The sequence below is a fragment of the Pseudomonas sp. FP2338 genome (genome assembly GCF_030687515.1).
In the GTDB taxonomy this organism is placed as follows: domain Bacteria; phylum Pseudomonadota; class Gammaproteobacteria; order Pseudomonadales; family Pseudomonadaceae; genus Aquipseudomonas; species Aquipseudomonas salomonii.
Map to the genome: position 1 here is coordinate 1538490 of NZ_CP117436.1, position 21309 is coordinate 1559798.

Below are 21309 nucleotides of genomic sequence, written 5' to 3' on the forward strand. Positions count from 1 at the left end.
GGAGGCTCTATGTCAGAGACCCTCCAGGCGTGGCAAAGGTTTACTTCAAGTTACCGCTCAGAAATTGCTGCAGGCGCTCGCTCTTCGGATTGCCCAACACATCTTCGGGCGTGCCTTGCTCTTCCACCAGACCCTTGTGCAGGAACAGCACCTGGTTCGACACCTTGCGCGCAAAGCTCATCTCGTGGGTGACCATGATCATGGTGCGGCCTTCCTCGGCCAGGCCCTGGATCACCTTCAACACCTCGCCGACCAGTTCCGGGTCGAGGGCTGATGTGGGTTCGTCAAACAGCATCACCTCCGGCTCCATGGCCAGGGCGCGGGCGATGGCCACCCGTTGCTGTTGGCCACCAGAGAGGAACGCCGGGTATTGATCGGCCACGCGTGCCGGCAGCCCGACCTTATCCAGGTAGCGACGGGCACGGTCTTCGGCGTCCTTCTTGCTGCAACCCAGTACCCGGCGGGGCGCCATGGTGATGTTTTCCAGCACGCTCATATGGCTCCACAGGTTGAAATGCTGGAACACCATCGCCAACCGCGTACGCAGGCGTTGCAATTCGGCGTCGTCGGCCACGCGCATGCCGTGGCGGTCGCTGACCATACGGATCTGCTGGCCATCAAGGGTCATGGCGCCGTCGTTGGGCGTTTCCAGAAAGTTGATGCAGCGCAAAAAGGTACTTTTGCCCGAGCCACTGGCGCCGATCAGGCTGATCACATCACCGGTGTTGGCCTTGAGTGAAACACCTTTGAGCACTTCATTGTCGCCATAGCTTTTATGCAGGCCTTCAACGGTCAATTTGTACATGGGGCGTGCATCCTCAAGGCGAAAGTAGGTAGCCGCTGCGGTAGGCTTCAGTTCCGGCAACATGGCTGATCACCATGCCGGCAGTGGCCATGCGCCGCAGCGAACGGGCGTAAAGCAGGCCGGCATGTTGGCAGTGCACAGGCGTTACGCGGTCAGTAATGGGGTCGATGATTTCGGCGAGCAGTTGCCCGGCTTCCACGTATTCACCGGGCAGGGCGCAGAACACCAGCAAGCCGCCGATCGGCGTGGTCACCGGTTCCACAGCCGCCAGCGGCGTGGCCGGGTAGGGCAGTTCGGGCAGTGGCGGCGCGTCACCGGTAATTGCACCGAAGTGAGTCAGGTAATCGATGATCGCCTGGCAATCCAGCGCGGCCAGGCCGTGGTTGACGTCGCCCTGGCCGCGCAGTTCGACGGTCACCGAAAAGCTGCCCATCGGGATCGGGAAGCGCTCGCCGAAGCGTTGCTGCAACTGCCACCACACCAACGTGAAGCACTCGTCGAACGACTGCCCGCCGGAGTCGGTCGCCAGCAAGTTGGCCTCCGAGCCGATATAGCGCGCCAGCGGCTCCACCTGCGGCCAGGCCTCGGGCGTGGTGTACAGGTGCGCCACGGCTTCAAAGTCGCAATGCAGGTCCAGCACCATGTCGGCGTCACAGGCCAGGCGTTGCAGCACCAGGCGCTGGGATTGCAGCTGGGTCGCGGGCGTTTGCGCCGCGAGGGCCAGGCTCAGGGCGTCGCGAATAAGCTCGACGTTGTGCGTGAGGTCGTCGCCCAGCAGGTCTTCGACCTGATTGCCGACTTCCTCACTGAGATCGACAAACAGGCGATTGAAGTTCTGCCCGCTTTCCAGCTCGTAGCGGCCCAATGGAATGTCCATCAAGACCTGCTCAAGCCCCACCGGATTGGCGATGGGCACCAGCACGATCTCGCTGCGCAGGCGCCCGGCCGCTGCCAGCTCCGCCAGACGCAGCTTCAGGTGCCAGGCCACCAGCATGCCCGGCAGCTCATCGGCATGCAGTGATGACTGGATGTAAACCTTGCCCTCAGCCTGTTCCGGGCCGAAGTGGAAACTGTGAACCTGCCGCGCCGTGCCGGGCACCGGCGCGATCAGATCATGTACCTGATGACGCATCGCGACTCCTTAATGGCTCGGCCCGAGAAAGGCTAGCCAACGGCGCTCCGCCAGACGAAACAGCCCGACCAGCGCAAAGGTCACGGTCAGGTAGATCAGCGCGGCGATGCCGAATGATTGAAAGGTCATGTAAGTGGCCGAGTTGGCATCCCGCGCTACCTTGAGAATGTCCGGCACCGTCGCGGTAAATGCCACGGTGGTCGAGTGCAGCATCAGGATCACTTCGTTGCTGTAGTAGGGCAGCGAGCGGCGCAGGGCCGAGGGCATGATCACGTAGGCATAGAGTTTCCAGCCGCTCAGGCCGTACGCCTTGGCCGCTTCGACTTCGCCATGGGCCATGCTGCGGATCGCGCCGGCGAAAATCTCCGTGGTGTACGCGCAAGTGTTGAGGGCGAAGGCCAGAATGGTGCAGTTCATCGCATCGCGAAAGAACGCATCCAGCACCGGCTGCGCGCGCACGGCGGCGATGCTGTAGATGCCGGTGTAGCAAATCAGCAGCTGGATATACAGCGGCGTGCCACGAAACAGGTAGGTGTAGAACTGCACCGGCCAGCGTATGGAGCGTTTGCGCGAGACGCGGGCGATGGACAGCGGGATCGAGACCAGAAAGCCAATTACCAGTGCCGCGCTCAGCAGCCACATGGTCATCGCCAGCCCGGTGATGTGCTGGCCGTCGCTGTACAGGAAGGGCCGCCAGTATTGTTGAAGAAGTTCGATCATCGCACGGCCTCCCGGGACCCAGCGGAGTAGCGGCGCTCAAGCCAGCGCAGGACGACGTTGGATGCACTGGTGATCAGCAGGTAGATCAGCGCGGCGATGACCAGAAAATAGAACAGCTGATAAGTACTCTTGCCCGCATCCTGCGCGGCCTTGACCAGGTCCGCCAGGCCGATGATCGACACCAGCGCGGTGGCCTTGAGCATTACCATCCAGTTGTTGCCGATGCCCGGCAAGGCAAAGCGCATCATCTGCGGGAAGGTCACGAAGCGAAACCGCTGCCCGCGCGTAAGCCCGTAGGCGGTCGCCGCTTCCAGCTGGCCACGGGGCACGGCGAGGATCGCGCCGCGAAAGGTCTCTGTGAAATAGGCGCCATAGATGAAGCCCAGGGTGATGACCCCGGCGCTGAATGGGTCGATTTCGATGTAGTCCCATTCCATAAAGTCGGTAAAGCCGGTCAGCCAGATTTGCAGGCTGTAGAAAATCAGCAGCATCAGCACCAGGTCGGGCACGCCGCGAATCAAGGTGGTGTAGAGCTGGGCAGGGATGCGTATCAGGCTGACGCTGGACAGTTTGGCGCTGGCGCCGAGCAGGCCGAGCAGGACGCTGACGGCCAGGGAGGCGACCGACAGTTTCACGGTCATCCACGTACCTTGCAGCAACAGCGGGCCGAACCCCTTCAAGCTGAAGGCACCCAGCCCCAGGGTTTGCAAAAGATCTTCAAACATGAATTCAGGACCTAATGGCGATAAAAAAGCGCCCACCGCAAACCGGTGGGCGCCGGGGTGTTATTTACCGCTGTAGAGGTTCAGGTCGCCGAAGTGTTTCTTCTGGATGGTGGCGTAGGTGCCATCATCGTGTAACGCTTTGATACCTTTATCGAGCAGAGCCTTGAGGTCTTTGTTACCTTTTTTGATACCGACCGCAGTTTTCGATGGCAGCAGTGGGTCGTCGATGGCCTTGCTGACTTCGTAGCCAGCGCCGGCCGGCGACTTCAAAAAGCCCAGTTCGGCTTGCAGCATGTCCTGCACGGAAGCGTCCAGGCGGCCCGAGGTCAGGTCGGCGTAGACCTGGTCCTGGTTGGCGTAGGCCTTGGTGGTCACACCGGCTTTGTCCAGCACGGCCTTGGCGTAGGCTTCTTGGATGGTGCCTTGCTCGTAGCCCACGGATTTGCCCTTGAGGGACTCAGGCGTGGAGAAGTTCGCGCCCTTTTTGAACACCAGGGACGTCGGGCCGGAGAACAGCTCGCTGGAGAAATCGATCGCCTTTTCACGGGCTTCAGTCACGGTCATCGAGGAAATCACGCCGTCGAATTTGTTGGCGTTGAGGCCTGGAATCATGCCGTCGAAGTCGCTTTCAACCCACTTGCACTTCACTTTCAGCTCGGCACAGATCGCATTGCCCAGGTCGATATCGAAGCCTACCAGGCTGCCGTCAGCGGCCTTGGACTCGAATGGCGCGTAGGAAGGATCGACACCAAAACGCAATTCCTTGTATTCCTTGGCCAGCGCGGTACCAGCAGCCATGCACAGAGCCAGTGCAGAAAGGGTCAGCAATGCTTTTTTCATTATGTAATCCCTGGAAACCAAGATAAGCGCTTGTGGCGCGGTTAGGACTGTTACTGAACGGTGTCAGACGGATCACAAGTAGCAATTTCTGCACCATAGTTCCGGATGAGTGTTTTAAAAGGTGGGATAAGGGAGATCTCAGTGTAGGAGATGCCCGAAAATGGGCATGGAAAATTCAGCGCACCATTTTGAAGCGAGTGAAAATCAAAATGTGGGAGCGGGCTTGCTCGCGAAGGCGGTGGGTCAGCCAATTCACCTGTCACTGACCCACCGCTATCGCGGGCAAGCCCGGCTCCCACATTGATTTGCAGTGTTGGTGAGAGCGGTATTAGGTCAACAAGTCCTGCAAGGTCCCGAGGTTGTCGGCTTCTTCCACTGTCTTATCCTGCCGCCACCGCAACATCCTGGGAAACCGCACCGCAATCCCGCTCTTATGCCGCTTCGACAGCGCAATCCCCTCAAACCCCAGCTCAAACACCATGCTCGGCGTTACGCTGCTGACCGGGCCGAACTTCTCCACCGTGGTCTTGCGCACAATAGCGTCGACCTTGCGCATTTCTTCGTCTGTCAGCCCTGAATACGCCTTGGCGAATGGCACCAGCGTGCGCTCAGTGCCGGGTGGGCCGTCCCACACCGCGAAGGTGTAATCGCTGTACAAACTGGCGCGCCGGCCATGGCCGCGCTGGGCGTAGATCAATACGGCGTCGACACTGAACGGGTCGACTTTCCATTTCCACCACACGCCCATGTCCTTGGTGCGGCCCACGCCGTACAGGCCGTCGCGGGCCTTGAGCATCATGCCCTCCACGCCGAGGCGGCGAGAATCTTCGCGTTGCTCTGCCAGGTCCTTCCAGCTCGCGCCCGTCAGCAAGGGCGATGGCAACAGCACGGGCTGGTTGCACTGCGCAATCACTTGCTCAAGCTGGGCGCGGCGCTCGGCCTGGGTGTGGTTGCGCCAGTCGTCGCCCTGATATTCCAGCAAGTCGTAGGCGAGGACAGCCACCGGCGCATCCTCCAGGACTTTTTTGCTCAGGGTTTTACGGCCAATGCGCTGTTGCAGCAGGGCAAAGGGTTGCACCGCGTCCTTCCACACCACAATTTCGCCATCGATCACCGTGCCATCCGGCAGGCCGCTGATCAGGCTGTGCAGTTCGGGGAAGCGCTCGGTGACCAACTCTTCACCGCGCGACCAAACCCACAGGCGACCTTCACGCTTGACCAGTTGCGCGCGAATGCCATCCCACTTCCATTCCACCTGCCAGTCGGCGGTTGCGCCGAGCAGGGCGTCGAATTGCTCCACCGGTTGCGCCAGCCCATGGGCCAGAAAAAACGGATACGGCTGCCCGCCGCGCTGCGCATGCTCGTCAGACGATTCGGCGGCGATCAGTTTGAGGTAGCCTTCGGCCGTAGGGCGGTTGGACAGGTCGGTGTAGCCCACCAGGCGCTGGGCCACACGTTTGCTGTCCAGGTTGGCCATGGCGGCGAGGGCGCGGGTGACCAGCAGTTTGGACACGCCGACGCGAAAACTGCCGGTGATCAATTTGATGCACACCATCAGGCTCGGTTGATCGAGTTGTGCCCATAACGCGGGCAGGCGTTCAGCCAATTCCAGCGGCGGCAGACCACGCAGGGGCAGCAACTTTTCTTCCAGCCACACCGCCAGTCCGTCTTCCGAGGTGTAGGAGGATTCGGGCAACAACAGCGAAATGGTCTCGGCCAGGTCGCCCACTGACTGGTAACTCTCTTCGAATAACCACGGCTCGATACCCGATGCTGCGGTGGCCATGTCACGCAGTAAACGGGTCGGCACCAATTGCCGAGGTCGCCCGCCGGAGAGGAAATACACGGCCCAGGCCGCGTCTTCGGGTGGCGCCTGGCGGAAGTAGGCTTGCAGTGCGGCCAGCTTGGCGTTGCTGGAGGTGGTGGCGTCGAGGTTGGCGTACAGCTCGGCGAAGGCTTTCATGCCGTGGCCTCTTCTTCGTCATCGCCGTATTCGGTGGTGAAACCCTGGGCATCCAGGCCTTTTTCCCGCAAGTGGCGCACCAATACGCCGACAGAGCCATGGGTGACCATCACCCGTTCGGCGCCGGTCTGTTCGATGGCCCACAGCAATCCGGGCCAGTCGGCGTGGTCCGAGAGCACAAAGCCTCGGTCCACACCGCGCCGCCGTCGCGTGCCACGCAGGCGCATCCAGCCGCTGGCGAAAGCGTCGCTGTAGTCGCCGAAGCGCTTGATCCAACTGCTGCCACCGGCAGACGGCGGGGCGATGATCAGTGCCTGGCGCAGCAATGGGTCAGTCTTTTTGAAGTCACCGGCATACAGGGTTTCAGGGATATAAATGCCGGCCTCGCGGTACACCCGGTTCAGCGGTTCCACCGCGCCATGGCTGAGGATCGGGCCGATGCTGGCGTCGATGCCATGCAGGATGCGCTGGGCTTTGCCAAAGGAATAACAGAACAACACGCTGGCCTTGCCGGCCGCGATATTGGCCTGCCACCAGTCATTGATCCCGGCAAAAATCTGCGCCTGGGGCTGCCAGCGGTAAATCGGCAGGCCAAAAGTGGATTCAGTAATAAAGGTGTGGCAACGCACCGGCTCAAAGGGCGCACAGGTGCCGTCGGGCTCGACTTTATAGTCGCCGGAGGCTACCCAGACTTCGCCCTGGTATTCCAGGCGCACCTGGGCGGAGCCGAGCACGTGCCCGGCGGGGTGGAAACTCAGGGTGACGCCGTGGTGGATGAGCTTTTCGCCGTAGGCCAGGGTTTGCAGGTTGATGTCCTGGCCCAGTCGCGAACGCAGGATGCCTTCGCCGGGGGCGGCGGCCAGGTAATGCTGGTTGCCGGTGCGGGCGTGGTCGCCATGGGCGTGGGTGATGACGGCGCGGTCCACCGGGCGCCAGGGGTCGATGTAGAAATCTCCCGCAGCACAATAGAGGCCTTCGGGGCGGGCGATGACAAGGTCCATGGGCGTGCCGGGGCAGTGGGCTTATCAGGTATGAGGGGAGTGAGACTTGAGAAGTTCTATCTAAATGCAGGCGATCAAATGTGGGCGCTGGCAAGCCAGCTCCCACATTTTTATCCGGTTCCTTCAGCGGGAACCGGGTTACTTGCCGGGTGTGAGGGTCAAGCGGGTTTTCCCATACACCTTGTCAAAGTTCTGCGGCTGCATCGGGAAGCTCAGGTATTGCGCCTTGAGCGACGCATCGATGCCGTTCGCATAGTTCGGGCTGGCCGGGTTGCCGGATTGGCCGATGCCACCTTGACCCATCATCGGTTCGCTTTGGCTGAAGTCGACGATCATGCGCAGCGCCGGCACTTGGGTGGTCACAAAATCCTGCCCCCAGCTGTACGGCGCCGGGTTCAGGGTGTTGTGGTCGCCGCCACTGGCAAACGGGCCGCGGATCACCTGGCCATTGGTGTTTTTCCAGGTGGTGGTGTGCAGTTTGCCCCACTGCCAGGCCTTGTGATCGCCACCCAATTGGCTGTCGCCAGCGGTGATGGCGGCGGCAAGGCTGCGGGCGAGAATCGCCGGCTTGTCTTCTTTTTGCGCGGTGCGCACGTCGTCCCAGAAGGGGCTGTCTTCACGGCCCAGCAGGTGGTCGGCGTTGGCGGAGTAGGACAGGTTGGCGTTGCTGACAAAGGCTTTCCAGCTGGCGCTGTTTTCCGGGCCGAGTTCGTCGAGGAAGATCTGCCTGGTGCTTTCCTGCAGGAACAGCTCATAGATCGCCGCATCGGCGGAGGTCGGTGCCAGGCGGCCATCAAACGCCATCAAGCGACTGAGCGCCTCGCGGGCCTTCACGGCTTCGGCTGCCGGCAGCGCATCGATTGCCTGTTTCAGCGGCTGGGCCATGCCCGGCGCTTGGAGCATGGTCTTGAGCTTGGCGGCAAACGTGGTGGTCTGGTCGTACTGCATGGCGATCATGCTGCGGCTGTCATGCTTGCCGGCGTTGGCCAGTTGCGCCAGGCGCTCGCTGCGCTCCGGGGCGTCCCAGGAGTTGGACAACTGCATGCCGTAGCCGCGTGGCGCGGTGCGCTGGTTGGCCGTGCCGATCCAGCCTTGGGCCGGGTCTTGATCGTAAGGGTGCAGCATCGCGTCGGCGTAGCCGTCCCAGTCAAAGCGCGCGTCCCAGCCCGGCGAGGGCAGCAGGCCCTGGCCTTCGCGGCGGTTGGGGAAGCGGCCAGTGACTTGCCAGCCAATGCTGCTCGCGTCGGCGAACATCATGTTGAGGGCGATGGCGCGGATTTCCCGGGTCGCGTCCGAGGCCTTGCCGGCGCTTTGGGCGCGGGACAAGTCGAAGAATGCGTCCAGACTCTTGTCGTCCTTGAGGTCGGCGGTTTGCAGGGCCAGGCCGAACCCGGTGGTGAGTGCCTGGCTGCTGTTGAGCAGGGCGCCGTGGCGGGTTTCGTACACCACTTCGCGAATCGGCCGCTGGCCCTTGGCGAAGTAGGTTTCGTTGCGCACGCCGGCCGGTAGCCATTTGCCGTTGTTCTCGTAGTACAACGCGCTGCCTTGGCGTTTGACCTTCTCCAGGAACAGGTCCTGGGTGTCGCCTTTGACCGCGCTCATGCTCCACGCCACTTTGCCGTTGAAGCCGGACAGCAGGGTCGGCAAACCGGCAATCGAGACGCCGACCGCCTGGTATTTCGGGGCGCGGATCTGCACGTAGTTCCAAGGCGACGGCGCTTGTGGCTGGGCCGCCAGGTCGCTGGCCAGCAGGCTTTTGCCACTGCGGCTGCGTTGCGGGCCGATGGCCCAGTTGTTGGAGGTGGTGACGGCCAGTGCGTTAAGGCTGTTCAACTGCTGGCCGACGCTTTCAAGCCCGGCAAGGCCGTTGACCTGGCTGAGGTTCACGCCCTTGAGCTTGTCGGCTTCGTCCATCGGGATCGGCTCGTCCGGCGCACTCGGCGTGAGCCAGGCGAGCTTGTCGGCCCCGACTTTCTGCGCCAGCACCAGCGACGAGAGTTCTTCCTGCAGGTTGCTCGACTCGCTGAAATTCAGCAGGCAGAACAACAGTGCCGAATCTTCCGGCTTCCAGTACTCGGGCTTGTAGCCGGTCTGGGCCAGGTCCGACGGCAGCTTGTCGCGGTAGCGGAACAGGTAGGCATTGACGCCACGGGCATACACTTCAAAGAAGCGCTTGAGGCGCGGCGACGAAGCGTTATACAGCTCACCGGCGCTTTTTTTCAGGTTGACTGCGCGCATGAAACGGTCGACATCCAGCACCTCAGGCCCGGACATCTCCGCCAGGCGGCCTTGAGCCAGCAGGCGCAAAGTGACCATCTGCGTGATGCGGTCGCTGGCGTGTACATAACCGAGGCTGAACAGCGCGTCATGGAAGGTGTTGCTTTCGATCAACGGCATGCCCTGGGCATTGCGGCGCACCGACACATTCTGTGCCAGGCCCTTGATCGGTTGCACACCGGCCACCGGTGGCAGGGTGTCCTGGGTGCTCTGGAGCTGGCAACCGGCCAGGCTTAAAGCACTGGCCACTGCCGCGGCAACGCCGAACCGGGGGATAAAGTGTGAGAGGGCTGGCGAGGCCATGGCAAAGCTCCTGCGGGGGTAACGTCATTAAAGGCGCTACGTTAGTGAGCGCGGCGAAACGACGCAAGCGGGAGTTTGGGTTAAGCGTGCGATCTTGAGCCGGATAGAGATCAATGTGGGAGCTGGCTTGCCTGCGATGCTGACGCCTCGGTGTCTCAGTTACACCGAGGCGTCAGCATCGCAGGCAAGCCAGCTTCCACATTTGACCGAGCAAGGCGTTGAATCAGGACTTTGGCGGGTTCACTTTCTGCACCAGTTCATACGCCCGAACCGTCGCAGGCCGATCCTTGATGCTGGTGAACCAGCGCTGCACGTGCGGGAAATCCTCCAGACGCTGGCTTTGCCATTTGTGGGAAACAATCCACGGGTAGATCGCCATGTCGGCGATGCTGTAGTCCTCACCCGCCACGAACGCGCGGTCGGCCAAACGGCGGTCCAGCACGCCATACAGACGGGCGGTTTCATCCACGTAACGTTTGATGGCGTAGGGGATTTTCTCCGGTGCGAACTGGCTGAAGTGATGATTCTGACCCGCCATCGGCCCTAGCCCGCCCATTTGCCAGAACAGCCATTGCAGCGCCTCTTGGCGGCCGCGCAGGTCTTTGGGGATGAATTGGCCGGTTTTTTCCGCGAGATACAGCAAGATCGCGCCGGATTCGAACAGCGAAATCGGCGCGCCGCCATCGGTCGGGCTGTGATCGACGATGGCCGGGATGCGGTTGTTGGGAGCGATCTTCAGGAAGTCCGGCTTGAACTGCTCGCCCTGGCCGATGTTGATCGGGTGCACCGTGTAGGGCAGACCGGCTTCTTCCAGGAACAGCGAGACTTTGTGACCGTTGGGGGTGGTCCAGTAGTACAGGTCGATCATGAAGCTCTCCAAATGAGCGAATGCCTGTCTCTATAGGTGATGATTGAAGGGCAATAATTCAATCAAACATTTACGTCTAACCTTAGAAGCCCATCACACCGCCCCATCGACCAGCACCTGCAATGACTGCTGCGAGCAGCGCTCAATGCGCACTTGTACGCCATAGACCTGCGCAAACAACGCCGGGTCGAGCACCTCATCCGCCACGCCGCTGGCGTATAACCGGCCCTGGCGCAGCACGGCAATATGGTCGGCGAAACGTGCAGCCAGGTTGATATCGTGCAGCACCACCACGGCGATCAAGTTGTGTTCGCGCACCAGTGCGCGCACGCAGTCCATGACTTTTAATTGGTAATTGAGGTCGAGCGCGCTGGTGGGTTCGTCGAGCAACATCACTTGCGGGCGCCGCGCAATCAGCTGCGCGAGGCTGACCAATTGGCGCTGGCCGCCGGACAACGTGCTCAGCAGTTGATCGGCCAAATGCGCGATGCCGATACGCTGCAACGCTTCGAAGGCTTCGCGCAGGCAGGCCTCGCTGGACAATGGAATGCCGTCCACATTGGCCACCCTTAGCGCGGCAATCACGCTTTCCATCACGCTGAGGCTCAGGCCCGGCGGCAGGTTTTGCGGCATGTAGGTCACGCGGCGCGCACGCTCGGCCACCGACATGGCTGACAGGTCGAGGTCACCCAGCCTTACCACGCCTTGCATCTTTTCCAGCCCGGCAATGGCCCGCAGCAGCGTGGATTTACCCGCGCCATTAGGGCCGATCAAGGCGGTGAGGCTGCCGTGGGGCAGGGTCGGCAAGCTCAGCTCATGCACAATCTGCCGACGCCCGTAGCTGACCGTGGCGTTGTGTACCGATAACCCCGCACTCATAACTGCCTCCCGCGCTTGAACACCAACACCACAAAAATCGGTACGCCCACCAAGGCGGTGACAATGCCCACCGGCACAATCACGCCGGGCATGATCAGTTTGCTGGCGATCGACGACAGCGCCAGCAGCAAGGCGCCGGTCAACGCACTGGCGGGCAGCAGGAAACGTTGGTCTTCACCCACCAGAATCCGCGCAATATGCGGACCCACCAGGCCGATAAAACCGATGGTGCCTACGAACGCCACGGCAGTGGCCGACAGCAGGCTGATACGCAGCAACGAGAAAAACCGCAGGCGCTTCACGTCCACGCCAAAGCTTTGGGCGCGGTCTTCGCCCATGCGCAACAGGGTCAGGCGCGGCGCGGCGGCGAAGGAAAACGGCAGCACCACGGCGACAACAAAGGCGAGGATGCCGAGTTTGTCCCAGTTGGCGCGGGTCACGCTGCCCAGGGTCCAGAACACCAGTTGTTGCAGCACGTCTTCGGTGGCCACCAGTTGCAGCAATGCCACCACGGCATTGCAGCTGAACACCAGCGCGATGCCGAACAACACCAAACTTTCCACCCCGGCGCCACGCAGGCGTGACATGGCTTGCAGCAAAAACACCGAGGCGGCGGCAAAGATAAACGCCGAAATCGAAATTGCGGTGTTGGCCGACACCCACAGTGTGGTCACCGGAAACACGATGACCAACGACGCGCCCAAGGCTGCCGCCGACGACACGCCCAGCGTAAACGGGCTGGCCAGCGGGTTATTGAGGATCGCCTGCATCTCGGCCCCCGCCAGCGACAGCGCGCAACCCGCCAGCACCGCCATCAGCGCGTAGGGCAGGCGCACGTTCCAGATGATCACCTGGTCGGTGGCGCTCAGGTGCGACGGATGCAGGATGCCATCGAGCAACGCCAGCAGGCCCATGCCCGACGGGCCGCTGGCCAGGTCCACCAGAATGGCGCAGACCAATGCGATGCCGAGCAGCGCCAGCAGCCAGGCACGCCGGGCCAGCAAGCGGCGATAGCCGTGAGTGGCGCTGGCAAGGTCGAGGGTTTGAGTGGTCATGGGGCTCACACACTGTTGAAAACAACGAAAATCCAAATGTGGGAGCTGGCTTGTCGGGTCGCCGCATCGCTGCGATTGCGCAATATCAGTCACCCTTTTAGTGACTGACACACCGCTATCGCAGGCAAGCCAGCTCCCACACTGACTGCATTCCTGCATTCCTGCATTCCTGCATTCCTGCATTTATGCAGGGCGATAGGGGTTACTGGGTTTTGGCGTCAATCCAGTAAGCACCCTGCAGCGGCATCCCCAAAAACTGCTGGTTGATCTGTTCCATAGTCGCTTGCGGGTCGAGCTTGGCGAACAGTTCCGGGTGCACCCACTTGGCCAATACTTCAATCGCCAGCAAGTTGTACGGCGAGTTGTAGAAGTCATGCCACAGGCCGTGGGCATTGCCCGCGCGGATGGCACGCAGGTTGGCGAACTCCGGCCGCGCCAGCACACGATCAAACGCCTCGCGGGCTTCATCGGTGCTCACGCCAGCGCCGAGAATCAGCCCCGGTGTGTGATTGCCGGTGGCCACGTACACATCCGGGTCGGCTTTAAGCGCGTATTCGACACTGATATCCCCCAGCGCACCCGGCACCACCTCGGCGGCGATATTGCGCCCGCCGACCAGCTTGATCACTTCACCCATACCGCTTTTGCCGGTGGTGTGCCCCGGCGCCTGCCAGGCACCGGCCAGCAATTCGAGGAACACACTCGGGCGCGGGCCGGCAGGCAAGGTGGCAACGGCGTCGGTGATGGCCTTGATGTGCTGGTCATAGAAACCCAGGAACGCCTTGGCCTGGGCTTCACGGCCCAAGGCCTGGCCCAGCGCGTTCATGCTGGCGTGGGTGCCTTGTACCGGGTTGATCCGAAAGTCGACGAACAACACCGGAATGCCGGCTTTGGCCAGCACGTCTGCTACCGCGCTGTGTTCGGTCGGGCCGTGGCCCGAAATGCTGAACACCGCCAGATCCGGTTTCAACGAGAGAATTTCCTCAGCGCTGACACTCTGCTCCGACGCCTGCCCGATCAACGGGATGTCTTTTACCGTAGGAAACTTCGCCACATAGGCGTTGTAAGTGTGCTGGTCCAGCAGCTTCAAATCGTTCTGCCAGCCGACGATGCGCTGGAACGGCGCGTCCTTGTCGAGCAAGGCAAACGCCGAAATCAAGCGGCCTTCGCCGAGTACCACCCGTTTGACGTCGTCTTTGACCTCGACCTTGCGGCCCAGCACGTCGGTGACTTCATGGGCGGCGGCCGTTTCGGCGTGGCCGAGGACCAGCGCGGCGCACAGCACGCCGAGCTTGAGCACGTTACGAGGTTTGAACATGGAAAGGACTCCGGGTGAGGGGCAATCAGAATTCATAATCGACACTGGCGGTGAGCGTGCGACCGGCGCCTGGGATGCCGTAGAGCTGGAAGCCGTCGAGGGACGCGCCGACCTGGCTGTAGTAGAACGTGTTGAAAACGTTGTTGAGGTTGAGGTTGACCGTGGTGTCCTTGTTCACCTTGTATTGCGCCGCCAGGCTGCTCAGCCAGTAACCGGGGGCTTTTTCGTGGTCGCGTGTGTAGATCGCATACACGCCGGACGGGCCATTGGCGTAGCTGCTGTTGTTGTTCAAACCGCCGACATACTGGTTGTCGCTGTAGCGGCGACGACCCACGTATTGCTCGCCGTAGCTGAGGCTCAGGGCGTCGGTGACGGCGTAGGTGGTCCACAGGTTGGCGGTCAGGTCGGGGACGTTCTTGGCTTCCGCACCTTTATTGATGCCTTTGGTCTGCGTGCTTTTGAGCGCCGAAAAACCGGTGTAGGCGGTCCAGCGTGGGGTGATGTTGCCTTGCAGGCCGAGTTCGATGCCGTCCACACGCTTGGCGGGCAGGGCGCGCACCGGCGCGGATTCGCCGTCCTGGTATTCCCAGGCGTTGTCCAGTTCGGTGCGGAAGATCGCCGCGGTGACATTGAGCCTGTCGTGGGCAATGTCCCACTTGGTGCCGATCTCGTAGGTTTTCGACTTGGCCGGGCTGTAGTTGCTGGTGGTGGACGCGCCGTAGATCTGGTTGTTGGTGGACGCGCCCAGCGCCGACGGTTGCGCCGCCTCGCTGTAGGACACGTAGATGCTGCCGTTCGGCAACGGCTTGTACACCGCGCCGACGCGACCGCTCACCGCGCCGTCGGTGCTGCTGATGTCGGCCTGGCCGCGCTGGCGGGTTTGCGCGCGCCAGTTGTCGTAGCGCAGCGAGCCAAGCACTTGCCATTGTTCGTTGAGGGTGACGGTGTCGCCCGCGTAGACACCGGCGTTATCGATCACCGAGCGCGGGTCGCCTTCGCCCTTGGTCACGTAGGTGCTGGCGAAGCTGTGGCTGGGGTCGTTCATGTTGAAGAATAGGTCGCCGGCCGGCACTTCGGCGTTGCGTTTCAGGCCGCCATACGTCTCGTGATAGAACTCCAGGCCGCTGACCACGGCGTGCTGCAGGCTGCCGGTGTTGAACGTGAAGCTGAAGTCAGTCTGGTTATCCAGGATGGTATAGCGCTTGGACAAGCCAAAGTCGCTGCCCCGCAGGATGCCGTAGCCGGTGTTGCTGTTGTTCACGTAGTCGGTGTAGGCATTCACGGTGCTGCCGGGCACTTGGCTGATTGGGCCTACGCCGGTGTAGCCCAAGGCCGCACAGCGGGCGCCGCTGCAGGTTTTTTTGCCGCTGGCGTCGGCGGCGAAGAAGCGTGCCGGCGACAGCACGGCGAAGTTGTCGCTGCGTTCCCAGCGGGTCTGGTTGCGCAGGTGGGCCTCGTTCCAGTCAAAGTCATGCTCGAAGCGGGCGGTCAGCGAGGTGGTTTCGTTCTCCTGGGTATACAGGCTGGAGTCGCCGTACCAGTCGGAGCGTTTGACGCCGGGCATGCGGTGGCCGTCGGTGCCACGTTGGATCGGTACGCCGCCGTCCGGGGTGTTGGTGTCTTTCTGGTAGAAGGTGTCGACGAAGAAACGCGTGTCGGTGCCCAGGCCGAAGCCGAACGAGGTGGCGATGCCCCAGCGGTCGTAGTCCACGTCATCGCGGTCGGCCACTTGGTTGTAGTGCTTCATCAGGTTGATGCGCACGGCGGTGGTGTCGTTCAGCTGTTTATTAAGGTCGGCGGTGAGGCGACGGTAGCTGTCGGTGCCGATCCCGGCGGACACCTTGTTGGCATCGCCCAGGTGCGCTTCTTTGCTCACCAGGTTAACGCTGCCACCCACGGCGGAAACGCCGGACTCGATCGAGCCGGTGCCCTTGAACACTTCGGCCTGTTGCAGGTTGAAAGTGTCGGTGCGCGTGGACATGCCCGCGTCGCGCACGCCGTCGACGGTCAGGCTTTGCTCGGAGGAAAACCCGCGAATCGAAAACAGATCGCCCCAGCCCAGGTTGCCTTCGCCGGACATGAAGGTGATGCCGGGCACGTTGCGCAACACTTCCTGCAGGGTCTGCGCGTTCTGCTCCTTGAGCACCTGCTGCGGCACGATGGTCACGCTTTGCGGGGCGTCGAGCAGCGGCTGGCTGATTTTGGCCGAGGTCACACGGTCGACTTTGAAGGTGGAGCTGGCTTCCTGGCCGTCGACCGTGATCTGCGGCAGGCTCACCACCGAATCATTGGGCGCGGCGGCCGGCGCATCGGCCCAGGCGGTCGGCGCAACACTGCCAGCGGCGAGGAAACCGAACATCGGTGCCAGGGTTGTGTGCAGCGTGTGACGTTGGGGCGTGGGCAATGACATAGGTGATGATCCGAGTCTAAATTACAATTACTCTCATTCAGGTTCGGTAGTCTAAAGAGCGATTCCGCCTGCCATGCCCTGGCTTTGTATCGCTAGTGCGTGATTATGGTTTCCCACAACATTCCATTACATTTGCGTGTATCGCTGGATGAATGTTCGGCTATCTCCTGCGTTTTGAGTTTTCGGATTGACTGCCCATGGCCAAGCTTGACCACCTGCTGATCGTTGATGATGACCCGCAAATCCGTCAGTTGCTCTGCGACTACTTGAGCGACGCCGGTTTTCAGGTGTCCACCGCCGCCGACGGCAAGGAAATGCGCCGCCGCCTGGCGCTGAATGTGATCGACCTGATCGTGCTCGACCTGATGCTGCCCGGCGAGGACGGCTTGAGCCTGTGCCGCGAACTGCGCGTCAGTTCCAACACGCCGGTGGTGATGCTCACCGCCAAAGGCTCGTTGATCGACCGCATCGTCGGCCTGGAAATCGGCGCCGACGACTACCTGCCCAAACCGTTCGACCCGCGTGAGTTGCTGGTGCGGATCAAGGTGGTGCTGCGCCGGGTGCAGAGCTTTCCGGACCGCGCGCGGCTGGACGAGGCGCCGAGCATCCGGTTTGCCGGCTGGCAACTCGACACACGGGCGCGGCAATTGCTCACGCCCGAGGGCGTGGTGGTGAGCCTGGGTAACTCCGATTACCGCGTGCTGCGCCTGCTGTTGCAGCACCCTAACAGGCCGTTGAGTCGCGACTTTTTGCTCAACCATGTGTTCGACAAGGACAGCACGCCGTTCGACCGCTCCATCGACGTGTGCGTCAGCCGCCTGCGCTCGCAGCTACCGGCAGGGCTGATCAAAACCGTGCGCAACGAGGGCTACATGCTCACCGCCGATGATGTGGTGCTGGAGTCGTGAGACTGCTGCCGCGTTCGCTGTTCGGGCGGCTGGTGCTGATTCTGGTCAGCGGCATGCTCGCGGCCCAGGCGCTGACCAGCAGCATCTGGTATGACCGTCGGCATGGCCAGGTGCTGGAAATTCCTGCACGGCTGATCGCCACGCGCCTGGCAGATGTAGTGCGCCTGGTGCACAACGACCCGCAGCAGGCCGACCAGTTGATCAAACTGCTCAACACCCCGCATTTTCAACTGACCTTGAGCGATCAGGCCAGCCACACCCCCAGCACGCTGACCGACAGCGACCGGCCCACCGAGCGGCTGATCAATAAAGTGCTGACGGAGAAAACCGGTTATGCCCAGACCCTGATGTTGTTGCGCCTGTCTCTGGTCGATGGCGAAGGGCAAAGCGCCGGGCTCTCGACCCTGCTCAGTTCCAAGCCGGTCATCGGGCAGTTCCTGATCGACCTGCGCTTGCCCGATGGGCGCTGGTTGCAGGTGGACGCCAGCGAAGAGCAGGGCTGGACCAGCACGTCGCCGCTGGACTTGCTGTTCGACTACGTGATGCGCATCTATTTGCTGCGCGTGCTGGTGCTGGTGATTATCGCGCTGGTGGCGGTGCGCCTGGCCATTCGCCCGCTCAACGCCTTGGCCAGGGCCGCCGAAGCCTTGGGCCGGGATATCCAGCGCCCGCCGTTAGCGTTGGACGGCCCCACCGAAGTGCGCCGCGCAGCCCAGGCGTTTAATGCGATGCAGCAACGGCTGATTGCCAATATTGCCGAGCGCACGCGCTTTCTGGCGGCGATTTCCCACGACCTGCGCTCGCCGATCACTCGCCTGCGCCTGCGCACCGAGATGCTCGAAGACACGCGCACCAAGGAGCGTTTTCGCAGCGACCTGGAAGAAATGGAACACATGGTCTCCAGCACTCTGGATTTTGTCAGCAGCGGCGAAATCAACGAGACGCGGCAGAACATCGACATCAATGCCTTGCTGCAAAGCCTGCAGGCCGACCTGGAAGACGTGGGCGAAAGCGTGACCATTGTCGGTCGCGCCCGGCAACCATTGCCGGGGTACGCGCGCAGCCTCAAGCGCTGTGTACAGAACCTGCTGGAAAACGCGGTGCGTTATGGCCGAGACGTGGTGGTGCGGGTGGAGGATCAAGCGGACAGCTTAAAAATCGTCATCAGTGACCGTGGCCCGGGGATTCCCCAGGAACAGTTGGAGCAGGTGATGGAACCGTTTTACCGGGTCGAAGGCTCACGCAACGCCGACACGGGCGGGTATGGGTTGGGGCTGAGCATTGCGCACACCATTGCGCGGGCGCATGAGGGGCGGTTGAGTTTGAGTAATCGGGAAGGCGGGGGATTGGAGGTGGTGTTGCAGTTTCAACGCAAATCCTGAGCTGCAATACGATCCAATGTGGGAGCTGGCTTGCCTGCGATGGCGGTCTGACAGCTAAACCTGTGTCAGCTGACCCACCGCTATCGCAGGCAAGCCAGCTCCCACACTGACTGCATTCAGGGCATCAGGCCCCGTGGCACTTCTTGAATTTCTTCTCACTGCCGCACGGGCACGGATCGTTGCGACCCACGTCCTTCAACGCGTTGCGCACCGGCTCCTGGTGAGCGTGGCCGCAGTTCGGGCCGTGGACATGGCCGTGGTCGTGATCATGGCCGTGATCATGGTGGTCGTGATCGTGGTTGCAGTCAGGACCATGGACATGGGGTTGCTGAGTCATCGATGTCGCTCCGGAATAAAATCGCCGGGGATTATCTCGCCATTGTGGGCGACCTGCACGTCATTACCGATGAATAATCCGGTTTTCAGCTCGCCTTCCAGGCGATAGGGCACGGGCTTGGTCGGGTTTTTGAGCATTTGCACCACATCGCGGATCTGCGGCCAGAGGTTGGTGCGCACCTTCACCCGAAAAAACCCATGGCTGCGTGGCGGTATGGTCAGCCATTCATTGGACTCGCCTTCGGTGAGCACAAAACCGCCCAGGCTGACCTTGTAGATCAGGCCGCGCACCGTGAGGTCGGCATCGTCGCGGTTGTCGACGCGAAACCACAGTTTGAATTTCTGCTCCAGCAGCTTGGCCCGCACCACCTCGACTTTCACCAGGGCAATGTGGGGCGTAGGCGTATCGTCTTCGAACCACGACGCGCAGCCAGTGAGGCTCAGGGTTAACGCCAGCATCAAGCTGTACATCCGAAGCATGGCGTTTTCCCTGTGAGGTGATTAGAGGTAGCTGGAACAGCACTTCTTGAATTTTTGGCCGCTGCCGCACAAACATACATCATTGCGCCCGGCCTTCACCTCAACCGTCGGGTCGATGAAGTACCAGCGCCCGTCATTCTGTACGAAAGAAGACTGCTCACGGTGGCTGTGTTCGCCGGTGCTGTCATGCCAGCGTGCGGTAAAGGTCACGAATGCGTGTTCCGGCTGGCCGCCGAACACTTCCGAACTTTCCACCTCCAGGCCCAGCCAAGTGCTCTGCGCGCTCCAAGCGCTGATCGCGGTGCGGTCCAGGCCAGCTTGCTGCGCAGGCACGGTGGTGGCCACCAGGTAATCCACCAGGCCCAGCACGTAGGCGCTGTAGCGCGAGCGCATCAGCGCGGTGGCGCAGGGCGCGGGGTGGCCGGCGTGATAGTGGCCGCAGCAGGCATCCAGCAGGTTGCCGCTGCCGCAGGGGCAAATGGATGTACTCATCGGGTTACCACCAATACTTTCCAAAATTTTCCGGGTTGGCCCAGAAACGGGCGTTGAGCCAGTCGGGCACCTGTTTATAGTCAAGCAGATCGTAGGTAAACAGCGTCAGCACCTGCTCATCACGCTGGAAACGCTCGCCGGCTTGCAGCGCGAGGGAGAAGAAGTCGGTGTCCTTCCAGTCGCAGGCGTTCAGGTCCGCCAGCACCGCAATGCGGCTGCTATTAAGGTTGCGAATCCCGCCGAGCAGGGTCAGGCCTTGCGGTTTTGACAGGTGCTCCAGGCAGTCGACCACCAGCGCCAGGTCAAAACGCTGCGCCGCCAGTTCCGGCGGCAACGGCCCGGGCGGGGCGACGGCGACGACGGTGTCAGGATGCTCGGCTTGAAACGCCTCCAGCGCCGGGAACTGGCTGGCGCCCAACAGCAACAGGCGTTTGGGCCGGTGCAAATCGAGCAAAGCCGCCAGGGCTTGCTGGGGTGTACGGGAAGAAATACCAGCGGTCATCACAGATCCTCACATCAGAACCCTAGAGACTAGCGCGGCTGAGCGTGCGGGCCTAGAGCGGGTGGCGGCGAAAAGTCCTACAAGTGCGGCGATCCTCAATGAAACCGGGGGTGTGGCGTACTGGCGCAGATGAAAAGAGCGGTCTTTACTCCACCTGTCGGCCCCCGCCGATACCCTCAGGAGAAATCACATGAGCATCATGCGGACAGCTCTACCCTTGGTTCTGCTAACCGGAGTATTGACAGGTTGCGCAGGGTTGCAAAAAACCGATTGGCCCACCTGTGCTGCAGTCGGTGGTGTGACGGGCGCCGCGATTGGCGCTACTGAAAGTTCAGCCTACGCCGGCGCAGGCGCGCTGTTGATTGGCGGCATGGCCGGCGCCTATTGCTGGGTGCATGGCGATGGCGACGAAGATGGTGACGGTGTGCCGGACAGCCGTGACAAGTGCCCTGGCACGCCAAAAGGCGTGCAGGTCGATGCCAACGGTTGCCCACCCGCACCGCCGGCCGCAGTGGTTGAGGAAGTGGTGGTGGTCAAGGAAGAAACCATCGTGATTCGTGATGTGCACTTCCAGTTCGACTCCGCCAAGCTGACGGCCGCGGACAAAACCAAACTCGACACCATCGCCACGCGCCTGAAACAAGAAGCCCCAGGCGCGCAGCTGCGGGTCAGCGGGCATACCGATAGCGTCGGTAAAGATGCCTACAACCAGAAGCTCTCGGAAAAACGCGCCCACTCGGTGACGGATTACCTGGTGAGCTCCGGTGTGCCTCGCAGCAACTTTGTCTCGGTGACCGGTGCCGGCGAAAGCCACCCAGTGGCCGACAACAAAACCGCTGAAGGGCGTGCGTTGAACCGTCGCGTGGAAATCCAGATCAACCGCTGACAGCCCCTGCCCCTGCGGGCGCCGCAG

20 protein-coding genes are annotated in these 21309 nt (G+C 61.8%); 3 read left to right on the top strand and 17 right to left on the bottom strand.

Going from position 1 to position 21309, the window contains the following annotated elements; translation table 11 throughout:
- Positions 1–40 precede the first annotated feature (40 nt).
- From PSH96_RS06910 to PSH96_RS06970, 13 genes are all read right to left on the bottom strand, one after another.
- Positions 41–805, bottom strand: coding sequence for an ABC transporter ATP-binding protein (locus PSH96_RS06910; RefSeq protein WP_017137170.1), 765 nt, complete (start codon positions 803–805; stop codon positions 41–43).
- 13 nt (positions 806–818) lie between these two features.
- The gene (locus PSH96_RS06915; RefSeq protein ID WP_305458385.1) at positions 819–1937 is read right to left on the bottom strand and encodes a succinylglutamate desuccinylase/aspartoacylase family protein; all 1119 of its coding nucleotides are present in this window, start codon (positions 1935–1937) and stop codon (positions 819–821) included.
- A gap of 9 nt (positions 1938–1946) precedes the next feature.
- Positions 1947–2657 carry an ABC transporter permease gene (locus PSH96_RS06920; RefSeq protein WP_058421686.1) on the bottom strand — a complete coding sequence of 237 codons (711 nt, stop codon included), beginning with the start codon at positions 2655–2657 and terminating at the stop codon, positions 1947–1949.
- Entirely contained in the window at positions 2654–3382 is a 729-nt protein-coding gene (locus tag PSH96_RS06925; RefSeq protein WP_017137172.1) for an ABC transporter permease, read from the bottom strand. The genes PSH96_RS06920 and PSH96_RS06925 overlap by 4 nt, the downstream gene beginning before the upstream one ends.
- Before the next feature lie 60 nt (positions 3383–3442).
- Positions 3443–4222: a transporter substrate-binding domain-containing protein gene (locus tag PSH96_RS06930; protein ID WP_305458388.1), complete on the bottom strand. Its 780-nt coding sequence runs from the start codon at positions 4220–4222 to the stop codon at positions 3443–3445.
- 328 nt (positions 4223–4550) lie between these two features.
- The gene (locus tag PSH96_RS06935; RefSeq protein WP_305458390.1) at positions 4551–6185 is read right to left on the bottom strand and encodes an ATP-dependent DNA ligase; all 1635 of its coding nucleotides are present in this window, start codon (positions 6183–6185) and stop codon (positions 4551–4553) included.
- A complete protein-coding gene (locus tag PSH96_RS06940; protein WP_305458392.1) occupies positions 6182–7186 on the bottom strand; it encodes a ligase-associated DNA damage response exonuclease in 1005 nt (334 codons plus the stop codon). Before PSH96_RS06940 ends, PSH96_RS06935 begins: the two co-directional genes overlap by 4 nt.
- Positions 7187–7324: 138 nt before the next feature.
- Positions 7325–9766 carry a penicillin acylase family protein gene (locus PSH96_RS06945; protein WP_305458394.1) on the bottom strand — a complete coding sequence of 814 codons (2442 nt, stop codon included), beginning with the start codon at positions 9764–9766 and terminating at the stop codon, positions 7325–7327.
- 223 nt (positions 9767–9989) lie between these two features.
- On the bottom strand, positions 9990–10634 hold the full coding sequence (locus PSH96_RS06950; RefSeq protein ID WP_305458396.1) for a glutathione S-transferase N-terminal domain-containing protein: 645 nt from the start codon (positions 10632–10634) through the stop codon (positions 9990–9992).
- Positions 10635–10727: 93 nt separating this feature from the next.
- The gene (locus PSH96_RS06955) at positions 10728–11513 is read right to left on the bottom strand and encodes an ABC transporter ATP-binding protein (RefSeq protein WP_305458398.1); all 786 of its coding nucleotides are present in this window, start codon (positions 11511–11513) and stop codon (positions 10728–10730) included.
- Positions 11510–12568, bottom strand: coding sequence for an iron ABC transporter permease (locus PSH96_RS06960; RefSeq protein WP_305458400.1), 1059 nt, complete (start codon positions 12566–12568; stop codon positions 11510–11512). Before PSH96_RS06960 ends, PSH96_RS06955 begins: the two co-directional genes overlap by 4 nt.
- 202 nt (positions 12569–12770) lie before the next feature.
- Positions 12771–13886 (bottom strand): ABC transporter substrate-binding protein, encoded by a 1116-nt coding sequence (locus PSH96_RS06965; protein WP_305458402.1) that lies wholly within the window; start codon positions 13884–13886, stop codon positions 12771–12773.
- A gap of 25 nt (positions 13887–13911) precedes the next feature.
- Positions 13912–16296, bottom strand: a complete 2385-nt coding sequence (locus tag PSH96_RS06970; protein WP_305458404.1) for a TonB-dependent siderophore receptor — start codon at positions 16294–16296, stop codon at positions 13912–13914.
- Positions 16297–16493: 197 nt separating this feature from the next.
- Here PSH96_RS06970 and PSH96_RS06975 point away from each other — a divergent pair, with 197 nt between their 5' ends.
- Positions 16494–17204: a response regulator gene (locus PSH96_RS06975; RefSeq protein ID WP_056857506.1), complete on the top strand. Its 711-nt coding sequence runs from the start codon at positions 16494–16496 to the stop codon at positions 17202–17204.
- The gene (locus PSH96_RS06980) at positions 17201–18586 is read left to right on the top strand and encodes an ATP-binding protein (RefSeq protein WP_305458406.1); all 1386 of its coding nucleotides are present in this window, start codon (positions 17201–17203) and stop codon (positions 18584–18586) included. The genes PSH96_RS06975 and PSH96_RS06980 overlap by 4 nt, the downstream gene beginning before the upstream one ends.
- A gap of 124 nt (positions 18587–18710) precedes the next feature.
- Here the strand turns inward: PSH96_RS06980 and PSH96_RS06985 are convergent, their stop codons facing one another.
- From PSH96_RS06985 to PSH96_RS07000, 4 genes are read right to left on the bottom strand one after another with little or no spacing between them, the layout of a single operon-like run.
- Entirely contained in the window at positions 18711–18923 is a 213-nt protein-coding gene (locus PSH96_RS06985) for an SEC-C metal-binding domain-containing protein (RefSeq protein ID WP_082463548.1), read from the bottom strand.
- Positions 18920–19402: an LEA type 2 family protein gene (locus tag PSH96_RS06990; RefSeq protein ID WP_305458407.1), complete on the bottom strand. Its 483-nt coding sequence runs from the start codon at positions 19400–19402 to the stop codon at positions 18920–18922. Before PSH96_RS06990 ends, PSH96_RS06985 begins: the two co-directional genes overlap by 4 nt.
- Positions 19403–19423: 21 nt before the next feature.
- A complete protein-coding gene (locus PSH96_RS06995) occupies positions 19424–19894 on the bottom strand; it encodes a YchJ family protein (RefSeq protein ID WP_305458409.1) in 471 nt (156 codons plus the stop codon).
- A gap of 4 nt (positions 19895–19898) precedes the next feature.
- Positions 19899–20396 (bottom strand): DUF6231 family protein, encoded by a 498-nt coding sequence (locus PSH96_RS07000; protein ID WP_099485862.1) that lies wholly within the window; start codon positions 20394–20396, stop codon positions 19899–19901.
- Positions 20397–20586: 190 nt separating this feature from the next.
- Here PSH96_RS07000 and PSH96_RS07005 point away from each other — a divergent pair, with 190 nt between their 5' ends.
- Positions 20587–21282, top strand: a complete 696-nt coding sequence (locus PSH96_RS07005; RefSeq protein ID WP_305458411.1) for an OmpA family protein — start codon at positions 20587–20589, stop codon at positions 21280–21282.
- The last annotated feature ends 27 nt before the right edge of the window (positions 21283–21309 follow it).

Bases quoted from the DNA above. Each gene is read 5' to 3' on its own strand.
- PSH96_RS06950 (WP_305458396.1), bottom strand. From the start codon at position 10,634: ATGATCGACCTGTACTACTGGACCACCCCCAACGGTCACAAAGTCTCG.
- PSH96_RS06965 (WP_305458402.1), bottom strand. From the start codon at position 13,886: ATGTTCAAACCTCGTAACGTGCTCAAGCTCGGCGTGCTGTGCGCCGCG.
- PSH96_RS07005 (WP_305458411.1), top strand. From the start codon at position 20,587: ATGAGCATCATGCGGACAGCTCTACCCTTGGTTCTGCTAACCGGAGTA.
- PSH96_RS06955 (WP_305458398.1), bottom strand. From the start codon at position 11,513: ATGAGTGCGGGGTTATCGGTACACAACGCCACGGTCAGCTACGGGCGT.
- PSH96_RS06910 (WP_017137170.1), bottom strand. From the start codon at position 805: ATGTACAAATTGACCGTTGAAGGCCTGCATAAAAGCTATGGCGACAAT.
- PSH96_RS07000 (WP_099485862.1), bottom strand. From the start codon at position 20,396: ATGACCGCTGGTATTTCTTCCCGTACACCCCAGCAAGCCCTGGCGGCT.
- PSH96_RS06925 (WP_017137172.1), bottom strand. From the start codon at position 3,382: ATGTTTGAAGATCTTTTGCAAACCCTGGGGCTGGGTGCCTTCAGCTTG.
- PSH96_RS06970 (WP_305458404.1), bottom strand. From the start codon at position 16,296: ATGTCATTGCCCACGCCCCAACGTCACACGCTGCACACAACCCTGGCA.
- PSH96_RS06975 (WP_056857506.1), top strand. From the start codon at position 16,494: ATGGCCAAGCTTGACCACCTGCTGATCGTTGATGATGACCCGCAAATC.
- PSH96_RS06985 (WP_082463548.1), bottom strand. From the start codon at position 18,923: ATGACTCAGCAACCCCATGTCCATGGTCCTGACTGCAACCACGATCAC.
- PSH96_RS06995 (WP_305458409.1), bottom strand. From the start codon at position 19,894: ATGAGTACATCCATTTGCCCCTGCGGCAGCGGCAACCTGCTGGATGCC.
- PSH96_RS06960 (WP_305458400.1), bottom strand. From the start codon at position 12,568: ATGACCACTCAAACCCTCGACCTTGCCAGCGCCACTCACGGCTATCGC.
- PSH96_RS06920 (WP_058421686.1), bottom strand. From the start codon at position 2,657: ATGATCGAACTTCTTCAACAATACTGGCGGCCCTTCCTGTACAGCGAC.
- PSH96_RS06935 (WP_305458390.1), bottom strand. From the start codon at position 6,185: ATGAAAGCCTTCGCCGAGCTGTACGCCAACCTCGACGCCACCACCTCC.
- PSH96_RS06915 (WP_305458385.1), bottom strand. From the start codon at position 1,937: ATGCGTCATCAGGTACATGATCTGATCGCGCCGGTGCCCGGCACGGCG.
- PSH96_RS06940 (WP_305458392.1), bottom strand. From the start codon at position 7,186: ATGGACCTTGTCATCGCCCGCCCCGAAGGCCTCTATTGTGCTGCGGGA.
- PSH96_RS06930 (WP_305458388.1), bottom strand. From the start codon at position 4,222: ATGAAAAAAGCATTGCTGACCCTTTCTGCACTGGCTCTGTGCATGGCT.
- PSH96_RS06990 (WP_305458407.1), bottom strand. From the start codon at position 19,402: ATGCTTCGGATGTACAGCTTGATGCTGGCGTTAACCCTGAGCCTCACT.
- PSH96_RS06945 (WP_305458394.1), bottom strand. From the start codon at position 9,766: ATGGCCTCGCCAGCCCTCTCACACTTTATCCCCCGGTTCGGCGTTGCC.